Source organism: Indolivaga macrotermitis, from assembly GCF_900128985.1.
Taxonomy (GTDB): Bacteria; Bacteroidota; Bacteroidia; order Bacteroidales; family Dysgonomonadaceae; genus Dysgonomonas_A; species Dysgonomonas_A macrotermitis.
On record NZ_FQUC01000001.1, the window covers coordinates 362,930 to 382,527 of the forward strand.

Annotated in this window: 13 protein-coding genes; 5 read left to right on the forward strand and 8 right to left on the reverse strand. The window is 38.2% G+C overall.

The window, feature by feature from the left end; genetic code table 11:
• Positions 1-2 precede the first annotated feature (2 nt).
• Entirely contained in the window at positions 3-1,520 is a 1,518-nt protein-coding gene (locus BUC12_RS01545; RefSeq protein ID WP_062175415.1) for a catalase, read from the forward strand.
• A 135-nt stretch (positions 1,521-1,655) separates the two neighbouring features.
• Here BUC12_RS01545 and BUC12_RS01550 read toward each other — a convergent pair whose 3' ends face one another.
• The 4 genes from BUC12_RS01550 to BUC12_RS01565 all read right to left on the reverse strand — a co-directional run bounded on the left by BUC12_RS01550 (position 1,656) and on the right by BUC12_RS01565 (position 8,652).
• A complete protein-coding gene (locus tag BUC12_RS01550) occupies positions 1,656-2,795 on the reverse strand; it encodes an OprO/OprP family phosphate-selective porin (RefSeq protein ID WP_062175416.1) in 1,140 nt (379 codons plus the stop codon).
• 36 nt (positions 2,796-2,831) lie between these two features.
• Positions 2,832-3,611 carry an acid phosphatase gene (locus BUC12_RS01555; protein ID WP_062175417.1) on the reverse strand — a complete coding sequence of 260 codons (780 nt, stop codon included), beginning with the start codon at positions 3,609-3,611 and terminating at the stop codon, positions 2,832-2,834.
• A 207-nt stretch (positions 3,612-3,818) separates the two neighbouring features.
• On the reverse strand, positions 3,819-5,105 hold the full coding sequence (locus BUC12_RS01560; RefSeq protein ID WP_394333922.1) for a histidine-type phosphatase: 1,287 nt from the start codon (positions 5,103-5,105) through the stop codon (positions 3,819-3,821).
• Positions 5,106-5,490: 385 nt separating this feature from the next.
• A complete protein-coding gene (locus tag BUC12_RS01565) occupies positions 5,491-8,652 on the reverse strand; it encodes a ligand-binding sensor domain-containing protein (protein ID WP_062175418.1) in 3,162 nt (1,053 codons plus the stop codon).
• Between the two features lie 238 nt (positions 8,653-8,890).
• Here BUC12_RS01565 and BUC12_RS01570 point away from each other — a divergent pair, with 238 nt between their 5' ends.
• Together BUC12_RS01570 and BUC12_RS01575 are read left to right on the forward strand one after the other, a co-directional pair.
• Positions 8,891-9,469, forward strand: a complete 579-nt coding sequence (locus tag BUC12_RS01570; RefSeq protein ID WP_062175419.1) for a GrpB family protein — start codon at positions 8,891-8,893, stop codon at positions 9,467-9,469.
• 22 nt (positions 9,470-9,491) lie between these two features.
• Positions 9,492-10,040, forward strand: a complete 549-nt coding sequence (locus BUC12_RS01575; protein ID WP_062175420.1) for a hypothetical protein — start codon at positions 9,492-9,494, stop codon at positions 10,038-10,040.
• An 8-nt stretch (positions 10,041-10,048) separates the two neighbouring features.
• Here BUC12_RS01575 and BUC12_RS01580 read toward each other — a convergent pair whose 3' ends face one another.
• Positions 10,049-10,432, reverse strand: a complete 384-nt coding sequence (locus BUC12_RS01580) for an SH3 domain-containing protein (RefSeq protein ID WP_062175421.1) — start codon at positions 10,430-10,432, stop codon at positions 10,049-10,051.
• A gap of 193 nt (positions 10,433-10,625) precedes the next feature.
• On the opposite strand from BUC12_RS01580, the gene BUC12_RS01585 reads away from it, so the two are divergent.
• Positions 10,626-11,912 carry a histidine-type phosphatase gene (locus BUC12_RS01585; protein ID WP_062175422.1) on the forward strand — a complete coding sequence of 429 codons (1,287 nt, stop codon included), beginning with the start codon at positions 10,626-10,628 and terminating at the stop codon, positions 11,910-11,912.
• A gap of 36 nt (positions 11,913-11,948) precedes the next feature.
• Here the strand turns inward: BUC12_RS01585 and BUC12_RS01590 are convergent, their stop codons facing one another.
• The 3 genes from BUC12_RS01590 to BUC12_RS01600 all read right to left on the reverse strand — a co-directional run bounded on the left by BUC12_RS01590 (position 11,949) and on the right by BUC12_RS01600 (position 14,773).
• A complete protein-coding gene (locus BUC12_RS01590; RefSeq protein ID WP_062175423.1) occupies positions 11,949-12,779 on the reverse strand; it encodes a hypothetical protein in 831 nt (276 codons plus the stop codon).
• A 399-nt stretch (positions 12,780-13,178) separates the two neighbouring features.
• On the reverse strand, positions 13,179-13,799 hold the full coding sequence (locus BUC12_RS01595) for an aminotransferase class IV (protein WP_062175424.1): 621 nt from the start codon (positions 13,797-13,799) through the stop codon (positions 13,179-13,181).
• Positions 13,796-14,773 (reverse strand): aminodeoxychorismate synthase component I, encoded by a 978-nt coding sequence (locus BUC12_RS01600; protein ID WP_062175425.1) that lies wholly within the window; start codon positions 14,771-14,773, stop codon positions 13,796-13,798. The genes BUC12_RS01595 and BUC12_RS01600 overlap by 4 nt, the downstream gene beginning before the upstream one ends.
• Before the next feature lie 192 nt (positions 14,774-14,965).
• Between BUC12_RS01600 and BUC12_RS01605 the strand changes: the two genes are divergently transcribed.
• Positions 14,966-19,387, forward strand: coding sequence for a hybrid sensor histidine kinase/response regulator transcription factor (locus BUC12_RS01605; RefSeq protein WP_062175426.1), 4,422 nt, complete (start codon positions 14,966-14,968; stop codon positions 19,385-19,387).
• The last annotated feature ends 211 nt before the right edge of the window (positions 19,388-19,598 follow it).

The window sequence follows — 19,598 nt, forward strand, 5'->3', positions numbered from 1 at the left end:
TTATGGAAGAGAATAAAAAGAAGATTATGACTACCAATCAAGGTAATCCAGTTGACAATGACCAGGCTTCGATAACAACAGAGAAGCCAACCATGACCCTTTTATCTGATGTGCACACTGTGGAAAAGCTAGCTCACTTTGATCGTGAACGTATTCCCGAAAGAGTTGTACATGCAAAAGGTTCGGGGGCTTTTGGCTATTTTGAAGTAACACATGATGTAACCAAGTACACTTGTGCCGATTTTTTATCTGCAGTCGGGAAAAAGACCGATATGCTTGTCCGTTTTTCTACAGTAGGAGGAGAAAGAGGATCAGCCGATTCGGCACGTGATCCGCGTGGATTTGCCCTTAAGTTTTATACCAATCAGGGTAATTATGACATGGTTGGTAATAATACTCCGACGTTCTTTATTCGGGACGGGATCAAATTTCCTGATTTTATCCATACCCAGAAAAGAAACCCGATCACAAATTTGAAGGATGCCAATATGTTTTGGGACTTTCTGTCTCTGACTCCCGAGAGTATTCATCAGGTGACTATTTTGTTCTCAGATCGTGGTACTCCTTACGGATATAGGAATATGCATGGTTATTCGAGCCATACCTATATGTGGTACAATGCCAAGGGTGAATATCATTGGATCAAATGGCATTTCAGAACCGATCAGGGTATCAAAAACCTGACAGATGCAGAAGCTACAGAGCTTGCCGGAACCGATCCTGATTATGCAACCCGTGACCTACACGAAAGTATAGAAAAAGGAGATTTCCCCTCATGGACTGCTTATGTGCAAATAATGACACCGGAGCAAGCTGAAAATTTCAGGTTTGATCCGTTTGATATAACTAAAGTATGGTCTCAAAAAGAGTATCCGCTTATCCCTGTCGGTAAATTTACTCTGAATAGAAATCCCGATGATTATTTTGCAGAGATAGAACAGGCTGCTTTTTCTCCCGGTAATTTTGTTCCGGGTATCTCATCTTCTCCTGATAAGATGTTGCAGATACGTTTGTTCAGTTATCCTGATACCCATCGCCACAGGTTGGGGACGAACTTCCATCAGATACCTGTGAATATGGCTAAATCTGAGGTTAATACCAATCAGAGGGATGGTGCCATGAATATGGGAATGCCCGGAGGTGCAAGTCCTGCCCCTAACTATTATCCGAACTCATTCAACGGAGCAGCTCCCGATGCAGCATTTACACCGCCACCTATAGATGTACAAGGTCTGGCTGCCCGCCATGAATATGTTACAGGTGATGTGGATTTTGTTCAGGCAGGAGATCTGTACGGACGTGTTTTGTCCGATTATGATAAAACGAATCTGATAAGTAATATTGTAGGACATATTAAGAATGCCCAGCAACGCATACAATATCGTCAGACTGCGCTTTTCTATAAATCACATCCCGAATACGGTACACGTGTAGCCGAAGGATTAGGGCTGGATGTAGAAAAAGTGAAAGCATTAGCTGCAATGACTCAGGAAGAACGGGTTAAAGCTACCGCACAATAAATAAAAAAGGATGATTTGATAAGAATCATCCTTTTTCTATGGAAACTAATTAATTAAAATACAATGCGGGCAGTCCGAATTACCCGCATTGTACACCATACCTCCTATAAAAAGGAGGGGAACCATGAAAGTCTTCTAAAATATGATTTGAAAGCGTGTTTGGATTGAATTTAATGTTTGATTATCAAAGCCGGCTCTGTCTGTTACATGTGTATACGAGTATCTAACCCTCCAGATCATATACTTATTTATGTAATAGTTGAATCCTACAGCTACATCATTAAGGCGTCCTCCTCTGATATCCGATTTGCTATCAGACATATCGGTATAGTTATATGAAAGCACACCTTCCAGAGATCCGGGAGCAGGAGTTGCAATTCCTGAGTCAGGATTTGAATATTTGTAGTTTCCCCCCTTAAACAGACCTCTTACAGTAGCATAAGCTCCACTGGCCTTATAACTATCAAAGTCACTTTTTCTGTTTACATTAAGATAATAGTATTGAGTCTCAAGCCCGATTGCACCATAAGCGGCAGCAATTTCAGGAGTGAATTTGAATAAATGCTTAGCATCGGTTATAGTAGCTTCTACTGCCGAAACTTTAGCTATACGGGATGGGAAGTTTGCCGATAATACGAAACTATTATGGTTCAGTTCTTCGTTGCTGTTATACCGGGGTTTCTCGTAAGCACCCGATATACCTACATGGAAGATAGCTCCATCGGCGCGGAATGGGCGATAAACCAAGCGGCTCATAAAACCAAACCCTTGTTTCTTCATCTCATTAGAGGATTTTTTCATTGCCTCGTTTTCAACAAAAGCACTAGCTGTTCCGAAGAAGTCATTCTTGTCATGAACATACATTGCACCGATTAATCTCGAATTGAAGAAAGCCTCGTTACTGGCAGGTTCTTCCATTGTGATCTTCATTGAAGAACTGGTTGAACTTTGCAGACCGAATTGGTGAACGAAGTGTCCGACACGTAGTAATGATGATGGAGAAAATTGTTTTTCCACAAAAACGTCTTTCAGAGACACTTTTCCGTATGCATAACCGATATCAAGTTTGGCTTTGTAGCTTCCGTATGATGCTTTAGCTCCAACCCGAAGGTCGGGAATAGCAACTCCGTCAACTAAATCATCGTTTTTAGAATCAAGATATCCGGCATCCATCAGTATTCGTCCCGAAGGGCTTACAGTAAGCTTGTCCTGTGCATGTACCTGAGCTGCTAATAAAGACAGTCCCAGTATTCCTAATAATATATTCTTTTTCATGGTATTACTTATTATGTGTTGTTAAAGTATTATTCGTTATTTTCTATCGCTAGGTTTTACTTTTCCGGCGCTTTGAAGTTTAGTAAACTCGTCTTTCGCTTTTCTTAATTGAGTCATAAAAGCGTCATTAGCGTGAAGGCGTGCTACAACTGCACTCGCAACCAATCTGGCAGCATCAACGTCACTTTGGAAGTGGTATCCGCAGATAACCCTGCTTTGTCCCATTTCGTAGCCACGTTTCAGAATTTCATTTTGTCTGTCAGTATTGATTTCAGCCAAAACAAGAGCGGTAGCCCAACCGATAGCTGTGTGTCCTGATGGATACGACCCATTTGTCGAAAGTTCTTGTTGTTGTTCAGGGTTACAAGTCATTTGGTTGTAGAAGCTGAATGGACGCACACGCATGTAATAATCTTTAGCGTGGCGGGTTGCCAGGTCTCCGGCATCTTCTCTCATGTTTATTACAAGCTTATGTATTTCGGGAGTATTCTCCTTTGTAATAGTTACCCCGAAAGCTTCGGAAAATGCCATAGGTACACCATTTCCGTCTACGCGGGCATCTTGTACAGCCTGATCTCCTCTAGGTGTGTTTCTTTGTAATAATCCCCAGTCGTATCGCGATTTATCGTATAAGAATAGAATACTGCTGGCTTCAGGAGGAGGGGGGAGGAGTTCTAAACTGTTAGCAACTTCAGATTCTTCCAAATAGAACAAATCGGGAGCGGTTCTTTTATCTTTTATTTTCTTTTCCTGACCAAAAGAGTTCAAGGAAATAAGAGAGCATAGTAATAGTACTAATGTGAATTTTGTTTTCATGATAATATAATTTTAATTGTTTATTAAGTAGTGATTTTTAGAATCAAAAAATAGAGACACTTTTAATTGGAAACTGAACCAAAACTAGAACTTAAACCTAATTTAAAATAGTTGTCAACTTTGATTTGACATTTTTGAGTGTTACAACCTTTTACAATATATATTCGTATATATCACTGCTTAACAGCTTGTTGTTTTGTTGTTGTATTACTTGATTGCTTCGTATGCAGTGATCGCTTGGTCAAATCTTCCGACAACATCGTCGAAGTTGTAAAGACCGAATTCATTTGCTGTCAGTCCCGATATTTTCATCTGAAAACTTGCAGGAGGATTGTCCAGATTCAATAGTAACAGCTTTCTCAATTGGTCTGTGGTTTGGTAAACTAAGTTGACGCTGATGTATTCTTTTTTCGTCCTCTTATCCTGCCATTTTTCGAAAACAAGCTTACTGCCGATCGGGGTTTTCTTTTCTATTGTATTGGGTAATGAATATTCTTCGAATTGTAGTGCATTGGTCACAGAGCAGATGTTGGAATCATGCCCAACCAAGAAGGTAAATTTCCGGGCATTCGAGTTCAATTCGTCCTTCAGATATACTAGTAGAGGATGTGCAACATTGGTTGCTACGATAGGTGCTGCAAATAGTACATCTCCATAAACATCTTTGATCTTTGAGATATTCTCCCAGTCTTTAACTGTCAGGTCATTACCAAAAGCCGCTTTTTTGTCGTCAGGCTCTTCAAAATATTGTAATATAAGGGCATCGGCAATTGTATTCGCAATCTTCAACGATCCTGCCATATTAGGTTCATCTCCTAATTTGAATGTCAGTTGAGTATTGTAGTCATTTAAAGCACATGTATTACCCTCTTTGCAAGCCGGCGAATTTTTCATATCGGTAACCCTCTCTATAAGATCGTAAGAGGCTTTTAAAGATTCGTTTATGCCAACAATGCCTTTGGTTCCACCCATTGCGCTAATCTCTTTTAATGCTTGAGCCTTAAATTCTTCGCTCACTTTTGTCAAACGAGGGAAAAATAACGGGTCCATTTTGCTGGGTGTGAAACGATGGTAAAAATTTCTGTTACAAGTAGGTGAAAATCCCGATTGAAAATATTCGGCTGTAGCAACCGTACGTTGCATACTGTTTGCATAGATATTTACTTCGTCGGTATTAGGACAATAACCCTCCTTAAATAAGCCTTCGTCTTCGAGCCATTTTCTGAAGTATTGTCCCATCATGGTCTCAAGGACACCTCCTCTTAGAGTCAACTCACTAGCATTTGCAGTCCAGTTTGTCCATTCGTGAGTTGTTATTTTTCCTAAAATACTATTCTTGCCGGATAGCGGAGCTCTGATGTTGTGTCTGCTTAATACAACAACCTCTTTCAATTCGTAATTTTCTTTGAATTTGTCGGATTTACTATTCTGAGCTGATAGGCTTGGGCTAACGAATAACGAAAGCAATACAAGTGCGCTAAAAAACGAATGTATAACCATCTTCTTCTTTGTGGTAGTCTGCTTCACAATTTTAGTTTTCATGGTAAATATTATTAATTGTTAACAAAATGATTTAACAGTTGAACAATGACTTCAATGTCCCCTGAAATCTTAGTCAAAACTATGGAGAAGACGGTTTGAAAAATAGTTGTCAACTTTGATTTGACACTTTCTTCTCAAGCAACATTTTACAACCTTTGAGATGTAAATGATTGATATGTAGTGTTGTGTTTGTGTGTCGGGTGATTGTATCTCTTTATCTTGAAGAATATATATGTTGTCTTTTTTGAATAATATAGATGGGATAGTTGCGTGAAAAACACATCAGGGAATCAAAATATGATTCCCTGACATGAAAATAGTATGTGGATATATGATTTTATTCTAATAATTTTAGAATGAGGTGCACAAATACGCTTTTTTCTTTGTTTGACTTCTGTGTGCTCCGGAGTGAAGTTTCATTGACTTTAATCCTCTCATTAACCAGCCTGCTGATAACCGGATTCAGATTACCATATATGCCAAGCATTCCGGGGATAAGGCTTCTTTTAATCTTCAGGTCAGCTATCAAAAGGGCTAATACCTTAGCATGTTGCCCCTCTGGATTAGTTAGCTTTAGTATATCTATAACAATATGTTTGTCTGTTTTCAACAGGTAACTATATAAAGTGGCTATCAATGTATTTACAGAACGTGTAATAGTCTGCGTATTATCGCTGATAAAGGAGGCTAGTTCTTTGTCAAATTTCTTATTGATCTGGTTATTATTATCTTTAACAATCTGGTCATGAGTCTCTTTGTACATAGAAGCCTGAGACTTTATTTCATCCAAAGTTTGTAATATCCGGAGTTGATCATCCAGAGGTTTTAGTCTCTTTAATAGCTCGGTATTTTGGCCGGGCTGCATCATTTTTACTTTTTGCAAAGTATCCGAAAGGAATAATAAACCTTTATCCTGTGAGGTCTTTTCCATCAGATAAATATCTGTATCCGAAATATATTTGCTAATAATGCCAGTTGAATGTTCTGTGTCAATCTCTAGAATTTTATTTTTGATTACATTATATTCGTTGGTTAAATCGCTAAGGGGCTTATGTTTTATATTTTCTTTAATCGAGAGAAGATTAATAAGCATATTTTTATTGAGCCCTTCTATTTCTATGGAACCGGAAAGGGTATCAATATCTGTTTGCAAAGAATCTGATAAGCTTGTAGCCTCTTGCAACCATATTTCGTTTGATCTTATCCGGTCTTTTATCATATCCAGATCATTCTTAGTTTTTGCCTCTTGCGACAACCTTAATAACAGAGATGTTTCGAATGATTCGATTTCTTTTATTTGTTCTATTTGTTGATCTAACTTTTTGGGTATAAGCAATGCTATCCCACGGTTAAGTTTTGCTATCTGGAGCGAAAGTTCTTCTAACCGGGCATTAATGTCTTTTTTGTTCTTATCATCAATATCAATCGATTCTATGATATTTTTCAATCCGGAAACTTCGGGGTTTTCGGTATCTTCTAATATGCTGTAATGAAAGATTAAGTCGTCGACCCTCTTTATCAGGTCTTCCTTCCGTTTCCTTATCTGGACAATATTAGCATTATGCTTCTTTACAATGATTATAATAGTTAATCCAACCAGAAGTGCTATAATTAAAGTCAATAATACCGACCGTATTATATCGATATTGATAGCGTCCTCGAAATGAATCCATACAGGAACCTGTTCCTGATTTGTAGACAAATACAGGGAGCCTATATTAGAAACTAAAACAAGCTTATTGGCTGTTGAGAATGAACTGTTTCTGTTGAAGCGGATATCTTTATAGAATATCCCTTTGTCTATGATCTGGTTGCCTGATATAATGAATTTATGAATGCCAAATTCAGGCAGGGCATAGAAGAGTGTATCATTGGCATACAGTAGCTTTTTATATCCTTTTACACGTACCGAGTCATTCGGATATTGAGATATGATATGCTGGTTTGTAAGTATTATTAAGTTCGAATTGTGGCTATTGGTAGTTATAATATCTTTAATAAAAGATGTTTTCTCCGTTTGGGGAATATGCCGCACAAGGTTGTCCCTGTCGATGTAGAAAACACCATTATTCAAGGTCGAGATATATAGCCGGTCGGCATCAGCATGCCCGAACATAGATGTTATATATGCTTTGCTTAGTTCATGGATCGTGTCTATCTTGTTATCCGGATTAATTTTAATAAGCCCGTCCTGTATTCCCAGGAACGAAAGGTTTTTCCCATTCATTTGCTTAATGCTTGCAGCTGTAATTCTGGCTTCCGATCGCAGAATCGTCTTTGGCGAATTGAATATTACATTTTTGATCCAATTGTCGGATATTATTATTTTCTGAAATTCATTGTCAATATTGTATAAATAAAGATCGTTATTAACGATATCCATCCATTGAATCAAATTATCTTCGGGAAACGTATATATCCATTTTGCTTCATTGGTCTGCCTGTCCTGTACAAATAGTTCATTCTTGAAGCTGAGATAATAAATATTTCTCGAATTAGAGCAGGAGGCTTTAATAGCCTTGTTACTTTTGAATATATCAATATTGTTAGATATTCTCCATACAGCATTATCTGTCAATAGGTAAGTGAAATTGTTCAGAGTGTCGGGAAGAATTAAATTGCGGCATCCCATTGGTATCGACCTTTTTAACCGAATGTTAAAGAAATTCTTGAGATCGTTGCTTAACAGCAGGTCTTCCGCTCCTACCAGATAGTGTATTCCTTGCATGCGGTAATACTGTTTCGGCCCATATCCGGTTTCAATCTGGGTAAGAGTATCTCCATGTATATTATTCAGGTACAGGTGATCCTTCGCTACAGTGAATATAGTATCATTATAAACAGAAACATGCTCTATATAGTTGTTTTTGAAGGTAATTCTGGTTTTATGGGTGAGTCTGTTATACCAGAGAAGACCATCCTGTGTTGATGCCAACAGCAAGCTATCGTTGTATTGACAAATGTTATGTACGACAAATGTTGTACCGTCTTGTTTTGCCAGAAATTCGGTAGACGGAAAAATAAGAGATAATGAATCTGCATCGCTGTTTTTATCAAGATAATATACTCCCTGGCTGGTTGCAACATACATTGTCTCACCGATCGTAAGGAAATCGTAAGGCGAGTACTGGTTTTGCTTGTAATTTATATTGTAAGTTTTCAGTTTCTTGAGTTCTTCGTTTGCATTTTTTCTCCACTTTTGCAGACCGGAATTGCGGATAGCTATCCAAAAGAGGGTATCTCCGGGATTTACAATCTCCCGATTTACTTTGTAGATGCGGTCTTCGCCCAAATCGAACAAGACTCTGTAATTATCTTTAAAGTTGAACAGGTCGCCGGTTTCGCTTCCTACCCAAAATGAACCGTCATTATCCGGAGATATAGATGAAAGCTTTTCATCAAAGTAATATTCTGTTTCTCCGATGGTATTTATCTCTTCGTGTTTTGCACAGGAAAATAATAGGAGTATGAGACTTAGTATAAAGAAATATTTCCTCATGATATTATAAGTGTACGTGTTGATAAGCCGAATGTTCTGGATCCCTAATAATGACCGGAAAATAAGCGAGACATGAACCGAAGTTCCGGTATTTCGATATTCGTAATGAACGGCAAAGCTATAGAAGAATTAAATGAACTCAAAAAGATATTTAATTTATTTTATCAAGATTATTTTTTGAATAAGTATTGTGCCGGAAATATACTACTTTAGATGAGAAGATCAAAACCGGGATACAATGAAAAAACTCACAGAGTTAACAAATGAAGAGCTTTGGCAACTTTTTCCGATAATTGTTTCCGAACATAAAAATTATTGGAAAGATAATTATACGGAGGAATCGCAAAAGCTAACCGATATTATCGGCAGAACTCATATCGAGAGGATAAATCATATTGGAAGTACTGCTGTTGAGGGATTATTGGCAAAACCAACTATTGATATACTTTTAGAAATAACGGGTGAAACGGATTTAATCCATTTCAGAAAAATAATAGAAGATGCGGGATATATTTACTCTCGTCAGCCGGATAATCCACCTCCACATATGATGTTTATGAAAGGATATACACCCAACGGTTTCGAAGGGCAGGTTTTCCATCTACATGTGCGATATAAAGGAGATTGGGATGAATTGTATTTCCGGGATTATTTGATAAAACATCCGGATATTGCAGCAAACTACGGACAATTAAAGCTGGAACTAAAGGATCAATTTGAACATAACCGGGATGCTTATACCTATGCCAAAACCGATTTTGTAAACCGATACACAAAATTGGGCAGAGAAGAGTTTTCCAATAGATATAAAGAGTGAATTATATTACAAATCCTGTGACATGACAAAGTATATATTTTCTTATAAAGATAGGTTGTCTCAGCGCATAGGGATGCATGATATTCAGGACATACTCAGGCAAACCCATGACGATGATTCACGGAAACAAGAGTTATATCGGCTGGTTTTGGATGAAGATGAAACTATCGGATACCATGCCGCGTGGATTTTTACACACTTGTCGTCGGAGGATAATAAGTGGCTATACAATAAGCAAAATGAACTGATAGATGAATTATTTGCCTGTAAGCATGGTGGAAAACGAAGGGTGCTGCTTAACCTTCTTTACCGGCAGCCTTATCCCAACCCTCCAAGAGTCGATTTTCTGGACTATTGCCTGAATAGAATGCTATCAAGCACAGAGTTACCTGCAATTCAGTGTTTAAGTATGAAGATAGCTTATGAACTATGCCTTCCTATCCCTGAATTAGTTCAGGAATTAAAAATGGCACTCGGGATGATGGAAGCTAATTTACCACCATCTATACGGGCTGTCCGCCGGAATATACTGAAAGCTATGGAGAAAGGAAAGAGCTTGCAAAAATTATAAAAAACGATTCAAATTGGATTTATAAGCCGGATATTTCTGACCGGAATCCATCCCTCGGTTTCATTATTTTCTTTTTTACACCACAGCCATCCGTTCAAAATACGGGAGCCAATAACAATATCACCATCTTTTACAGACAGTTCATTTGCCGAATAGTTTTCTGTTACAACCGCGATTTGCCTTTGGGGCGAAATTGTTTCTGTAATTTTAAGTATTTGAGCCGGTGCCCATCCCTCCATTTTATTGGCAGCAATACACCAAACCCAATTAGCCCATTCCGGATCAGATATTTCTTTGGATAAATCAACCGCCACTATTTCTTTTTCTTCGACTATAATAGGGTTTTCATAGCTTGCATCCCATTTTTCAGTTACGATGTATTTCTTATGCATAATATTGATTATTTATCTCAAAAAAAATTTATCCCAAAAGAAGACGTGAATTTAGTGTTAATAAAGATATGTAAAAAAGTATAAATATCAGTTTTGCCTGTCTTTTTTGCACGGAGTAAAGCCTATATTTGTTTTTCTTTTGAAATTCTTCGGTATTAAAATTTCATATCTGCATTGATAATTACAAATTCGTATGAGAAATATTTACTTTATCCTTTTATGCACACTAATTAGTCCGGTTTTAGTTTTAGGGCAAACATCCAAAGAAGAACTATTCGAAAATCCCAATAAGACGGCGGGTGTTCATTATGCGTATCCTGTACATGAGATTACACCATCAAGCCCTGCTCCTAAGGGGTACGAGCCATTTTATATCAGTCATTTCGGACGGCATGGATCACGTTATCTGATAAGTGACAGTGATTATAAAGATGTTATAGATCTTTTTGAGGATGCCCGTAAGAATAATGCCTTAACGGATTTAGGTTTAGATGTTTTGATTCGTCTTAACCGTGTTTGGGAAGAAACCGAGCATCGTGGAGGAGATTTGTCTAACTTAGGTGTTGAAGAGCATAGGGGAATAGCCGAGCGTATGTATAATTCGTATCCACAGGTATTTGCAAAAGATGCAAAGATAGATGCCTGTGCTACAACTGTTGTACGGTGTGTACTCAGTATGGATGCGTTTTGTGAGCGTCTCAAAGAATTGAACCCTGCGTTGAAAACCACCCGCCAGTCGGGAATGAAGTGGCAGAGCTACCTGAATCACCATACTAAAGAAGCAATAGATTATAGATCTGCTCAGAATACATGGCGCGAAGAATACCGTAAATTCGAGGAAAAGCATACTAACCCGGACCGCCTGATAAATACGCTATTCTCGGATCAGACATATATACTTCGTCAGGTAAATCCTGATAAGGTAATGCGTCAGCTTTTTGCTATTGCCGGAGGTATGCAGAATATAGACACAAAACTGTCATTCTATGATATATTTGATAATCAAGAGCTTTTTGACCTCTGGCAATGTAAGAATTACACCTTGTATGTAAACGATGCCAACTATGCGCGGAATGGCGGTATTATGATGGAAAACTGTAAGCCTGTTTTGAAAGATATTCTCGACAAGGCTAATAAGGCAATAAGTTCGAATGAAAGGGGAGCCGACCTGCGTTTCGCACATGATGGAAATATAATTCCTTTGGCTATGCTTTTACATCTGGATGGTTGCTATAATAGTGTTTCGGATTCAGACGGATTTTATAAAGTATGGAGCGATTTCAAAGTAGCCCCTATGGCCGGAAATATTCAGTTGGTTTTTTTCAAGAAAGATAAATCTGACGATATTATCGTGAAATTCATGCTTCACGAAAAAGAGACTCTGGTACCTCCTATCGAGACCGACATAGCTCCATATTATCATTGGAAAGATGTACAAGCTTATTATAATAAGTGGCTGAACAACGAAATTAAACAATAAGGTCGCAGACCTTATTGTTTAATCTGACCTTACTTTTTATATTGCTTTTACCAGTTCCGGAATTCTTTTCTTGTACTCGTGTTTAAGTATATCTAGAAGTAAGTAAGGAAAACCTAATTCGTCGGTATTTGCTTTCCAATACCCTTTAAACTTCTCATCGAATTGGGAACGGGCACAAACCGCCGGATTGGAAGAGCCATTGTAAATAAAACGGTAGTGTAATTCCAATTCGAACCAATATCCGTCCCTTGCCAATATCGTAGTAGATGTCGGAGCACCATGCCCTCTGGTGGGCATGTTCATTATAATATAAGGAGCTGCATCTTCGGGCTTTTCTCTTAATACATAAGCCATACCTCGTTGCAATGATACCGGTTTGTATCGTTGTAGAGGATATCCTACAACGTTTTGTGTTATTTCGGGGTGTTTTTTATATATTTCGACAAGGGAGTTCAGTGAAAGGTATTGATAACCTAATGTCGCTATATCTCTTTTTGAAACTTTTAAATACCGGGTTGGCATCCTGTCAAAAATTTCCGTTAAGAAAGCTAGCTGGTAATACTCAGAGTCTTGCCCTATAACGTTTATTATTGGGGGAAATACGAGAGATCCCTTGAATGAAAGAAAACCATTATATAGTAACTCCTCTTGTCCGCCATGCTCGTTATAAGCAATCAGGGTCAGAGAGGGTTCTGTCGACAGGGTTTGCTCAGTTTCCGGATAGAGAATTCCTTTGTTTTCCAGTGTTTCAGGCGGATATATATCCAGATAATATCCTTTTGGATTCTGTTCTTTAACAGGGGAGATTTGCCCTTTAAGAGGATAGAAGTACATACAGGCTAAAAGGAATATTATTTTGTATTTCATATTTGTTTTTTATTAAGTCTGATTTTTGAAGTTTTGGCTTCTTACAATAGAGTATGTTTACCTGATAATTCCACAAAATATTTATTACATAATCCTTTTGTTCATCTTTATTACTCTGTCTTTTTTGTCATAAAATACGTGTTATTTTATCTATTATATATAAATCATGTTCTTTGATATATTGAAACTGAAGGAACTAAAAGGTGGAAAACTAGAAGCTAAAAAAATAAATTCAAGAAAGGTGTCACCTTTGTCACTTTCATGGAGGTAAGGATCAGTAATACAGATGATAAGTAGGGTGACAGATGTTACACAGGTGTCACCTTTTTTGTCACCTTTGTTTAGTTATTGTCACCTTATTATAAAGCTTACAACGGCAGAAGAAATAGCGTTTTTCAGCTACTGATTTGTATGATTAACCGGTATTATATTATTAGTGCCTAATTTTATAGAGTCTTCCAAACGTATCATGGCGTTGATGAGATAGATATGGGTGTATTCATTGAGCTCGGTTACAGATATCGATTTTTCTTTGATTATCCCGTTTTCTAAAAGAAACCGTCGTTGAACACCACTCAATAATGGAGTCGATGGAGTGAATAGTCCATCTTTATTTTCGAACACGACATTGGTGTAAGATGTATCGGTTATATAGCCGTTTTTAACAATAAGTATATCGTCACAGGATAGTTTCATCGACAAAAGGTGTTGCAATTGGCTTCTGTCAGACGATTTGTAATTGTAAGATATTGTATTGTCGTGGATAAGGGCAAGTTGCTTTATGCATTTAAATGTGTATGGTTCGAAGCTGATGCTTTCTATACGGTCGCTGTAAATAATACGACATTTGACTATTCCCGATCGCATATTTTCAGGGATAATGCAGTCTTTCAGATCTATGTCCAGTGTTTTACTAAAATAAACTTTGCAGGTATTATTTGCCCGTTCAACATGAAATTGTAAAAGGCAGAATCTGCCATTCTCTACACGAATAGTTTCTATAAATTGAGGTTTTTTCATCCGAAGGGTAAATATATTTTTTTCAAGACTTCGTTATACTCATCCCTGCAATTACTGTATGCCGTAATCCCGCCTCCGCTATGATAAAACAATTGTCCGTTTCGGGATTCAATAAACCGGATAAGTACAGCAGAATTGAGGTTTGTTCCGTCATAAACTCCAAAAATTCCGGTATAATACCCTCTCGGCCCACCTTCAGCTTTCTTTATCAGGTCTATGGTTGCGTTTTTAGGTGCCCCTGATATAGATCCGGCCGGAAGCATTTGATATATAATGTCACCTAGGTGCGAATGATAATCTGCCGGTAGTTGTCCTTCTATCTCGGAGCTTACCTGTAGGATATTCTGAAACCGATTTCGTATATGTTCTATATATCTGAACCTTTTGACCCGGACATTCCTGCATATCTGGCTTATATCATTCCGGAGAAGGTCTACTATGGTATTATGTTCCGCAGTTTCCTTAAAATCACTGAGTATGGTTTGTTCTGCATCAGGTAGACTTGCGTCTATTGTGCCCTTCATCGGATTAGTAGAGAGGATACCGTTGGAAATGTGTACAAACCTTTCGGGTGAAAAGCAAACGAATTTATCAGGAATATATAGTTGATATGGAGCATTGCTAAGCCGGAATATATCATCCATGCAGAGGTCTGTTTCTATAGGTGTGCTGATTGTCAGGTTGGTGAGGAAAGAATCACCCCGTCTCAATCCCTTGTGTATGATATTGTATTTTTGCTCATATTCCTCAAAGGAGATAGGGGATATATCGAAGCGAACGGCATCAACCTGAACTTTGTCCGAGGTCTTATTGCTGTATATTCCGGTTTTGAAGAACACCTCCTTATTGGTAAAAGGGTTTTCGATAAATATACCTTCGGTCAGTTCGAAATTAAATGCGAAAAGGAAAGGAGAGTGCATCTCCCCGGCCTTATTCATTTTCTGTATGATGATATTTATATCGGTGTAGAACATTTGATGCTTTCTATTGAGAACAAAGATATAGAAACTATAGATTATTAAAGTTAAAAATCAAGTGGATAAGAAACCGGACAGGGGGTAAAGTGGTTTTTTAGGGATGAAAAACTAATATTCTATTAAACTATACGGGAATTAAGCAAAACAAGTTTATTTTTGTATATGAACCTTAATGAAGACCATAAGTAAATGTTCAGTAAGCGAGTCTGTCTTTTGTTGTGTTTCGTTTTTTTGTACCTGTCGGCCATATTAGCTCAACCCAAATGTTACTTTGAGCACTATGGTTCTGCCGAAGGTTTGCCCCAGCATTCGGTCATGGATATTCTTCAGGATAGAAATGGTTTTATGTGGTTTGCTACATGGGACGGGCTTTGTAAATTTGACGGCTATAACTTCAAAACATACCGCATTCTTGATAGCAAAGAAGAACTCACCCGGAGTAACAGAATAGAGCATATTGATGAAGATAGTAATGGGTACATATGGGTAACATTGCCATATGAGAAAGAACCTTTGCGTTTCGATCCTAAGACCGAAACCTTCATGGGGCTGAGGTCTTTGAAGGGGTTTTCCGATTCCCGTTTCTTAGGAAAAAGAGCTATAACCACTAAGTCGGGTAAGGTCTGGTTTGTATCGGATCAGACCGGTTGTATATGTGTCTTGGACAAGAATTTCAATGTAGAAGTATATAATAAAAGTAATCGGCGTATTCGGACCGATAAGGTGTATGATGCATATGAAGATAGCCGGGGTAACTCGTGGTTATTAACAAATGACGGCTTGTACATGGTTGCCGCAGATGATAATAAAAAAGTAACAGAACAAGTTGTTGGGAGTGAAAAAGAAGAGAGTAATAAGGCACAATCGTTTTATTCTGTATTTGAACTGAAAAGCGAGATATGGTTCGGTTCCGATCGGGGACATGTATGGATATATAATAAACACAACGGGCAATTCAAATTATTGGATACCCACTCGACTTCGGCCATCCGTATAATAAAAGGCATCGATGAAAATCAAATTGTATTTATCAGTGAATCGGACGGATTCTTTATTTACCACCGGGCTTCCGATAAACTGGTTCATTATACGACGGAAAACCTTCCGAATATGCGGACTAATGTGATACACTCCTGTTATCTCGATAAAGACAAAAAACTATGGCTCGAACTGGATTGTACAGGTGTAGCTCTTTTTAATACAGAAACACACAAATTAAAGCATTATGAAGCTAAGGTAGAGACCGCAATATCAAATGTATATCCTCCAAATTTTTTCGTTCTCGAAGATAAAAACGGACGAACATGGGTACATCCCCGGGGAGGAGGATTTTCGTTATATGATTCAACCAGAGACAGGCTTATCCCTTTTTATAATGAGCCCCAGTCTACCGACTGGCGGTTTTCGAATATGTTACATATTGCATTTTCGGATCAACAAGGGAATCTTTGGCTGGGTACGCGGTCGCAAGGTTTAGATAAGGTTATATTTGATAACGAGATATTTAAAACCCGGATTATCGATCCGAATATTCATTCTACAGCAAACAACGATGTCCGTTGCATCTATCTTGACTCAGACAAGCGAATGTGGGTGTCGACAAAGTTAGGCAAGACTTTCGTATACGACAAGAATCGTAAATTGTTGGGATATATATGTCGTGACGGGTCGATCGGTAACGGTATCCCCCTAAGCGGAACCTGTTACAGTATAATGGAGGATACCCGTAAAAATATATGGATAGGAACGAAAGGCGAAGGGCTTTACCGTTTAACTCCGGAGCAGGGTAATGCTAAATATCGTATCTCCCAGTATAAAAGTTCGAATAATGATTTATATAGCCTCACCGGAAATAGTATTTACTCAATTTTTCAGGATAGTAAAAATCGTATCTGGATCGGTACATATGGCACAGGGGGGTTAAACCTCTTTGATGACGCGCAAGGCGGACAATTTATTAATGTAAAAAATCAGTTGAAAAACTATCCGGCTCAAGGGGCACAGATACGGGCTATATCTTCTGATAAATATGGGAATATTTGTGTCGGTACAACATTGGGGCTGATAATGTTCTCTCCCGAATTTGAAAATCCGGAATCTATCGAATATAAAATATATACAAGAGGGTCTGATGGAAGATCATTGAATGCAAGCGATATATATGATATTTGTACAACACGGAAAGGCGAAACATATCTGGCAACTTTCGGTGGTGGCTTAAGTAAGATTGAGAAGGTAGATAAGAAGGGTTTCCCAACGGGATTTGTTTCTTATACGATACGGGATGGCCTACCGTCTAATGTTTTACTTACTATTGTCGATGACCGGCATAGTAATTTGTGGATAGCATCCGAAGGGAATATCACAAAATTCGATACCCAGAAAAAAGTGTTTGAAACATACAGCGGTGTAAGCCGTATGGTTTCAGGAGAAACTTTCTCGGAAGGTTCCCGTTGTCTGGCAGACTCCGGAATGGTGTACTTTGGATATTCAAAAGGGTTGATATACCTCGATCCGGATCGTGTTAGTAATAATACCTTCAAGCCTTATGTCGCATTGACTCGCTTCCAGATAGGGAATAAAGATGTACCTATCGGGGGAAATTCACCCTTACAGGAAAATATAGATGATCAGGCATATATAAAACTCAATCACAAGCAGAATCTGATCAATATAGAATTTGTAGCCCTCGATTACGTAGATCCTTCACGTATTATATATGCTTATAAGCTGGAAGGATTTGATAAAGACTGGATTGTTACCCAAAACCAGCGTATCGCTAACTATACAAACCTTTCTCCCGGTAAATACCAGTTTAAGGTACGTTCGACTAATAGTGACGGTGTATGGATGGATAACGAGCGTACTGTGGATATAGAGATAACCCCTTCGTTCTGGCAAACAGGATGGGCTTATCTTTTGTATGTAATATTGTTTGTAGCACTTGTATATGTTATACTAAGAGTGTTGTTCGTTTTCTTCCGTTTACAGGATAAGATTAAACTGGAGAAGGAACAAGCCGAAATGAAGATCCGTTTCTTTACCGATATATCGCATGAGATACGTACACCTTTGACGATGATCGTTTCTCCGGTCGAAAATATATTGTATAATAATCAATTGGAGGATGGTGTGAAATCCCAGTTACAATTGGTTTTGAAAAATACCAATCGAATGATACGGATGGTCAATCAGATTCTGGATTTCAGGAAAGTACAGAAACAGAAATTTAAGTTACAGAAAACACCTATAGGTGCCTATGTAGAGGAGATATGTAATGGGTTTATTGAAATATCACATGAAAAGCGCATCGATCTGAGAATAAGTAATGAAGCCGGCGATATTTTATTGTGGATCGACAGGGATAATTTCGAGAAGCTTTTGTTTAATCTTTTGTCAAACGCTTTTAAATATACACCCGAGGGTAAAACTATCGAAGTTATTGTAAGACCTGTAAAAGAGAATAGTATAGAAGTGATGGTGAAAGACGAAGGATATGGTATGACACGCGAAATACAGACTAAATTATTCGTCCGGTTTGCCTCGTTCAATAAAGATAAAAGTAAACCCAGTACCGGAATTGGTCTTTCTATAGTGAAAGAGGTGGCAGACAGGCACCATGCAAGAATATCTGTGTCGAGTGAAGTGGACAGAGGTAGTAGCTTTTCAGTGTTCTTTCCCCGCGGGCTCGATCATTTCCGTGATGATCCTAATGTCGAACTTGTGTACAATGAAAATGCAGAGATAGAGATCGGACTACCGGGGCGTAATCTTACCGAGGCCGAGATGACAGAGAGCGATCCTGAGCTGGAATCCGACTTATTGGCAAATATTCTCATTGCAGAAGATGATCCCGACCTGAGACATTTTCTGAAAGCAATGCTCAGCCCTCATTATAATGTTATAGAAGCTGCTGATGGCAAGATTGGCTACGACCTTGCAGTTTCTCATATCCCGGATTTTATTATTAGTGATCTGATGATGCCTGAAATAGACGGGCTCGAGTTTTTACAAAAAATACGGAGTAAAACCGAAACAAGCCATATTCCATTCATTCTATTAACGGCAAAATCAGATATCGAAAGTAAGCTGAGCGGTCTCGAATATGGTGCCGACGATTATATAACCAAACCGTTTAGTGTAAACTACCTGAAAGCCAGAATCGCAAATATAATCAGACAAAGAAAAGCTTTGTTCGAAAACTATACCGGGAATAAATCCCCCGAGCCGAAAGAGAAATCAAGGGTAAACAACGATCCTGTAATTACATCACAGGATGAAGGCTTCATCTTGAAGGTCAGAGATGAAATTTATAATAATATGGACGACAGTACATTCCTCATTGACGATCTGGCCTCTGCTATGGCTATGAGTCGTACTGTATTCTTTAAAAAACTGAAAAGCCTTACCGGGCAAGCTCCTGTCGATTTTATCCGGGATATCCGGATGAACCGGGCAGCGGAATTTCTTGTAGAAACAAATTATACCATAAAAGAAATAGCTTATATGGTAGGCATTTCTGACACAAAATATTTCACTCAATGTTTCAAAAAGAAATTTGAAATGCCTCCGAGTGAGTACCGGAATAAAATAAGGACGAAAGAAGATTGACTCTTGTATTGATCATATCGAAAATTAGGGATAGGCTGAGCGGTCTATCCTTTTTTATATGTATTTACATGAGGGGGTATCAAGGTTAATGGCTTGTAATGAGAATAATATAGGGGGAATTTTAGGTTTAACCTGATTACACCCAGCAACACTTCTTAACCTTTTTTACATTTGTTTCGAAGCATAGCCTTAATCTTTAAGGTTCGAAAAT

Bases quoted from the DNA above. Each gene is read 5' to 3' on its own strand.
- BUC12_RS01545 (WP_062175415.1), top strand. From the start codon at position 3: ATGGAAGAGAATAAAAAGAAGATTATGACTACCAATCAAGGTAATCCA.
- BUC12_RS01550 (WP_062175416.1), bottom strand. From the start codon at position 2,795: ATGAAAAAGAATATATTATTAGGAATACTGGGACTGTCTTTATTAGCA.
- BUC12_RS01555 (WP_062175417.1), bottom strand. From the start codon at position 3,611: ATGAAAACAAAATTCACATTAGTACTATTACTATGCTCTCTTATTTCC.
- BUC12_RS01565 (WP_062175418.1), bottom strand. From the start codon at position 8,652: ATGAGGAAATATTTCTTTATACTAAGTCTCATACTCCTATTATTTTCC.
- BUC12_RS01570 (WP_062175419.1), top strand. From the start codon at position 8,891: ATGAAAAAACTCACAGAGTTAACAAATGAAGAGCTTTGGCAACTTTTT.
- BUC12_RS01575 (WP_062175420.1), top strand. From the start codon at position 9,492: ATGACAAAGTATATATTTTCTTATAAAGATAGGTTGTCTCAGCGCATA.
- BUC12_RS01580 (WP_062175421.1), bottom strand. From the start codon at position 10,432: ATGCATAAGAAATACATCGTAACTGAAAAATGGGATGCAAGCTATGAA.
- BUC12_RS01585 (WP_062175422.1), top strand. From the start codon at position 10,626: ATGAGAAATATTTACTTTATCCTTTTATGCACACTAATTAGTCCGGTT.
- BUC12_RS01590 (WP_062175423.1), bottom strand. From the start codon at position 12,779: ATGAAATACAAAATAATATTCCTTTTAGCCTGTATGTACTTCTATCCT.
- BUC12_RS01595 (WP_062175424.1), bottom strand. From the start codon at position 13,799: ATGAAAAAACCTCAATTTATAGAAACTATTCGTGTAGAGAATGGCAGA.
- BUC12_RS01600 (WP_062175425.1), bottom strand. From the start codon at position 14,773: ATGTTCTACACCGATATAAATATCATCATACAGAAAATGAATAAGGCC.
- BUC12_RS01605 (WP_062175426.1), top strand. From the start codon at position 14,966: ATGTTCAGTAAGCGAGTCTGTCTTTTGTTGTGTTTCGTTTTTTTGTAC.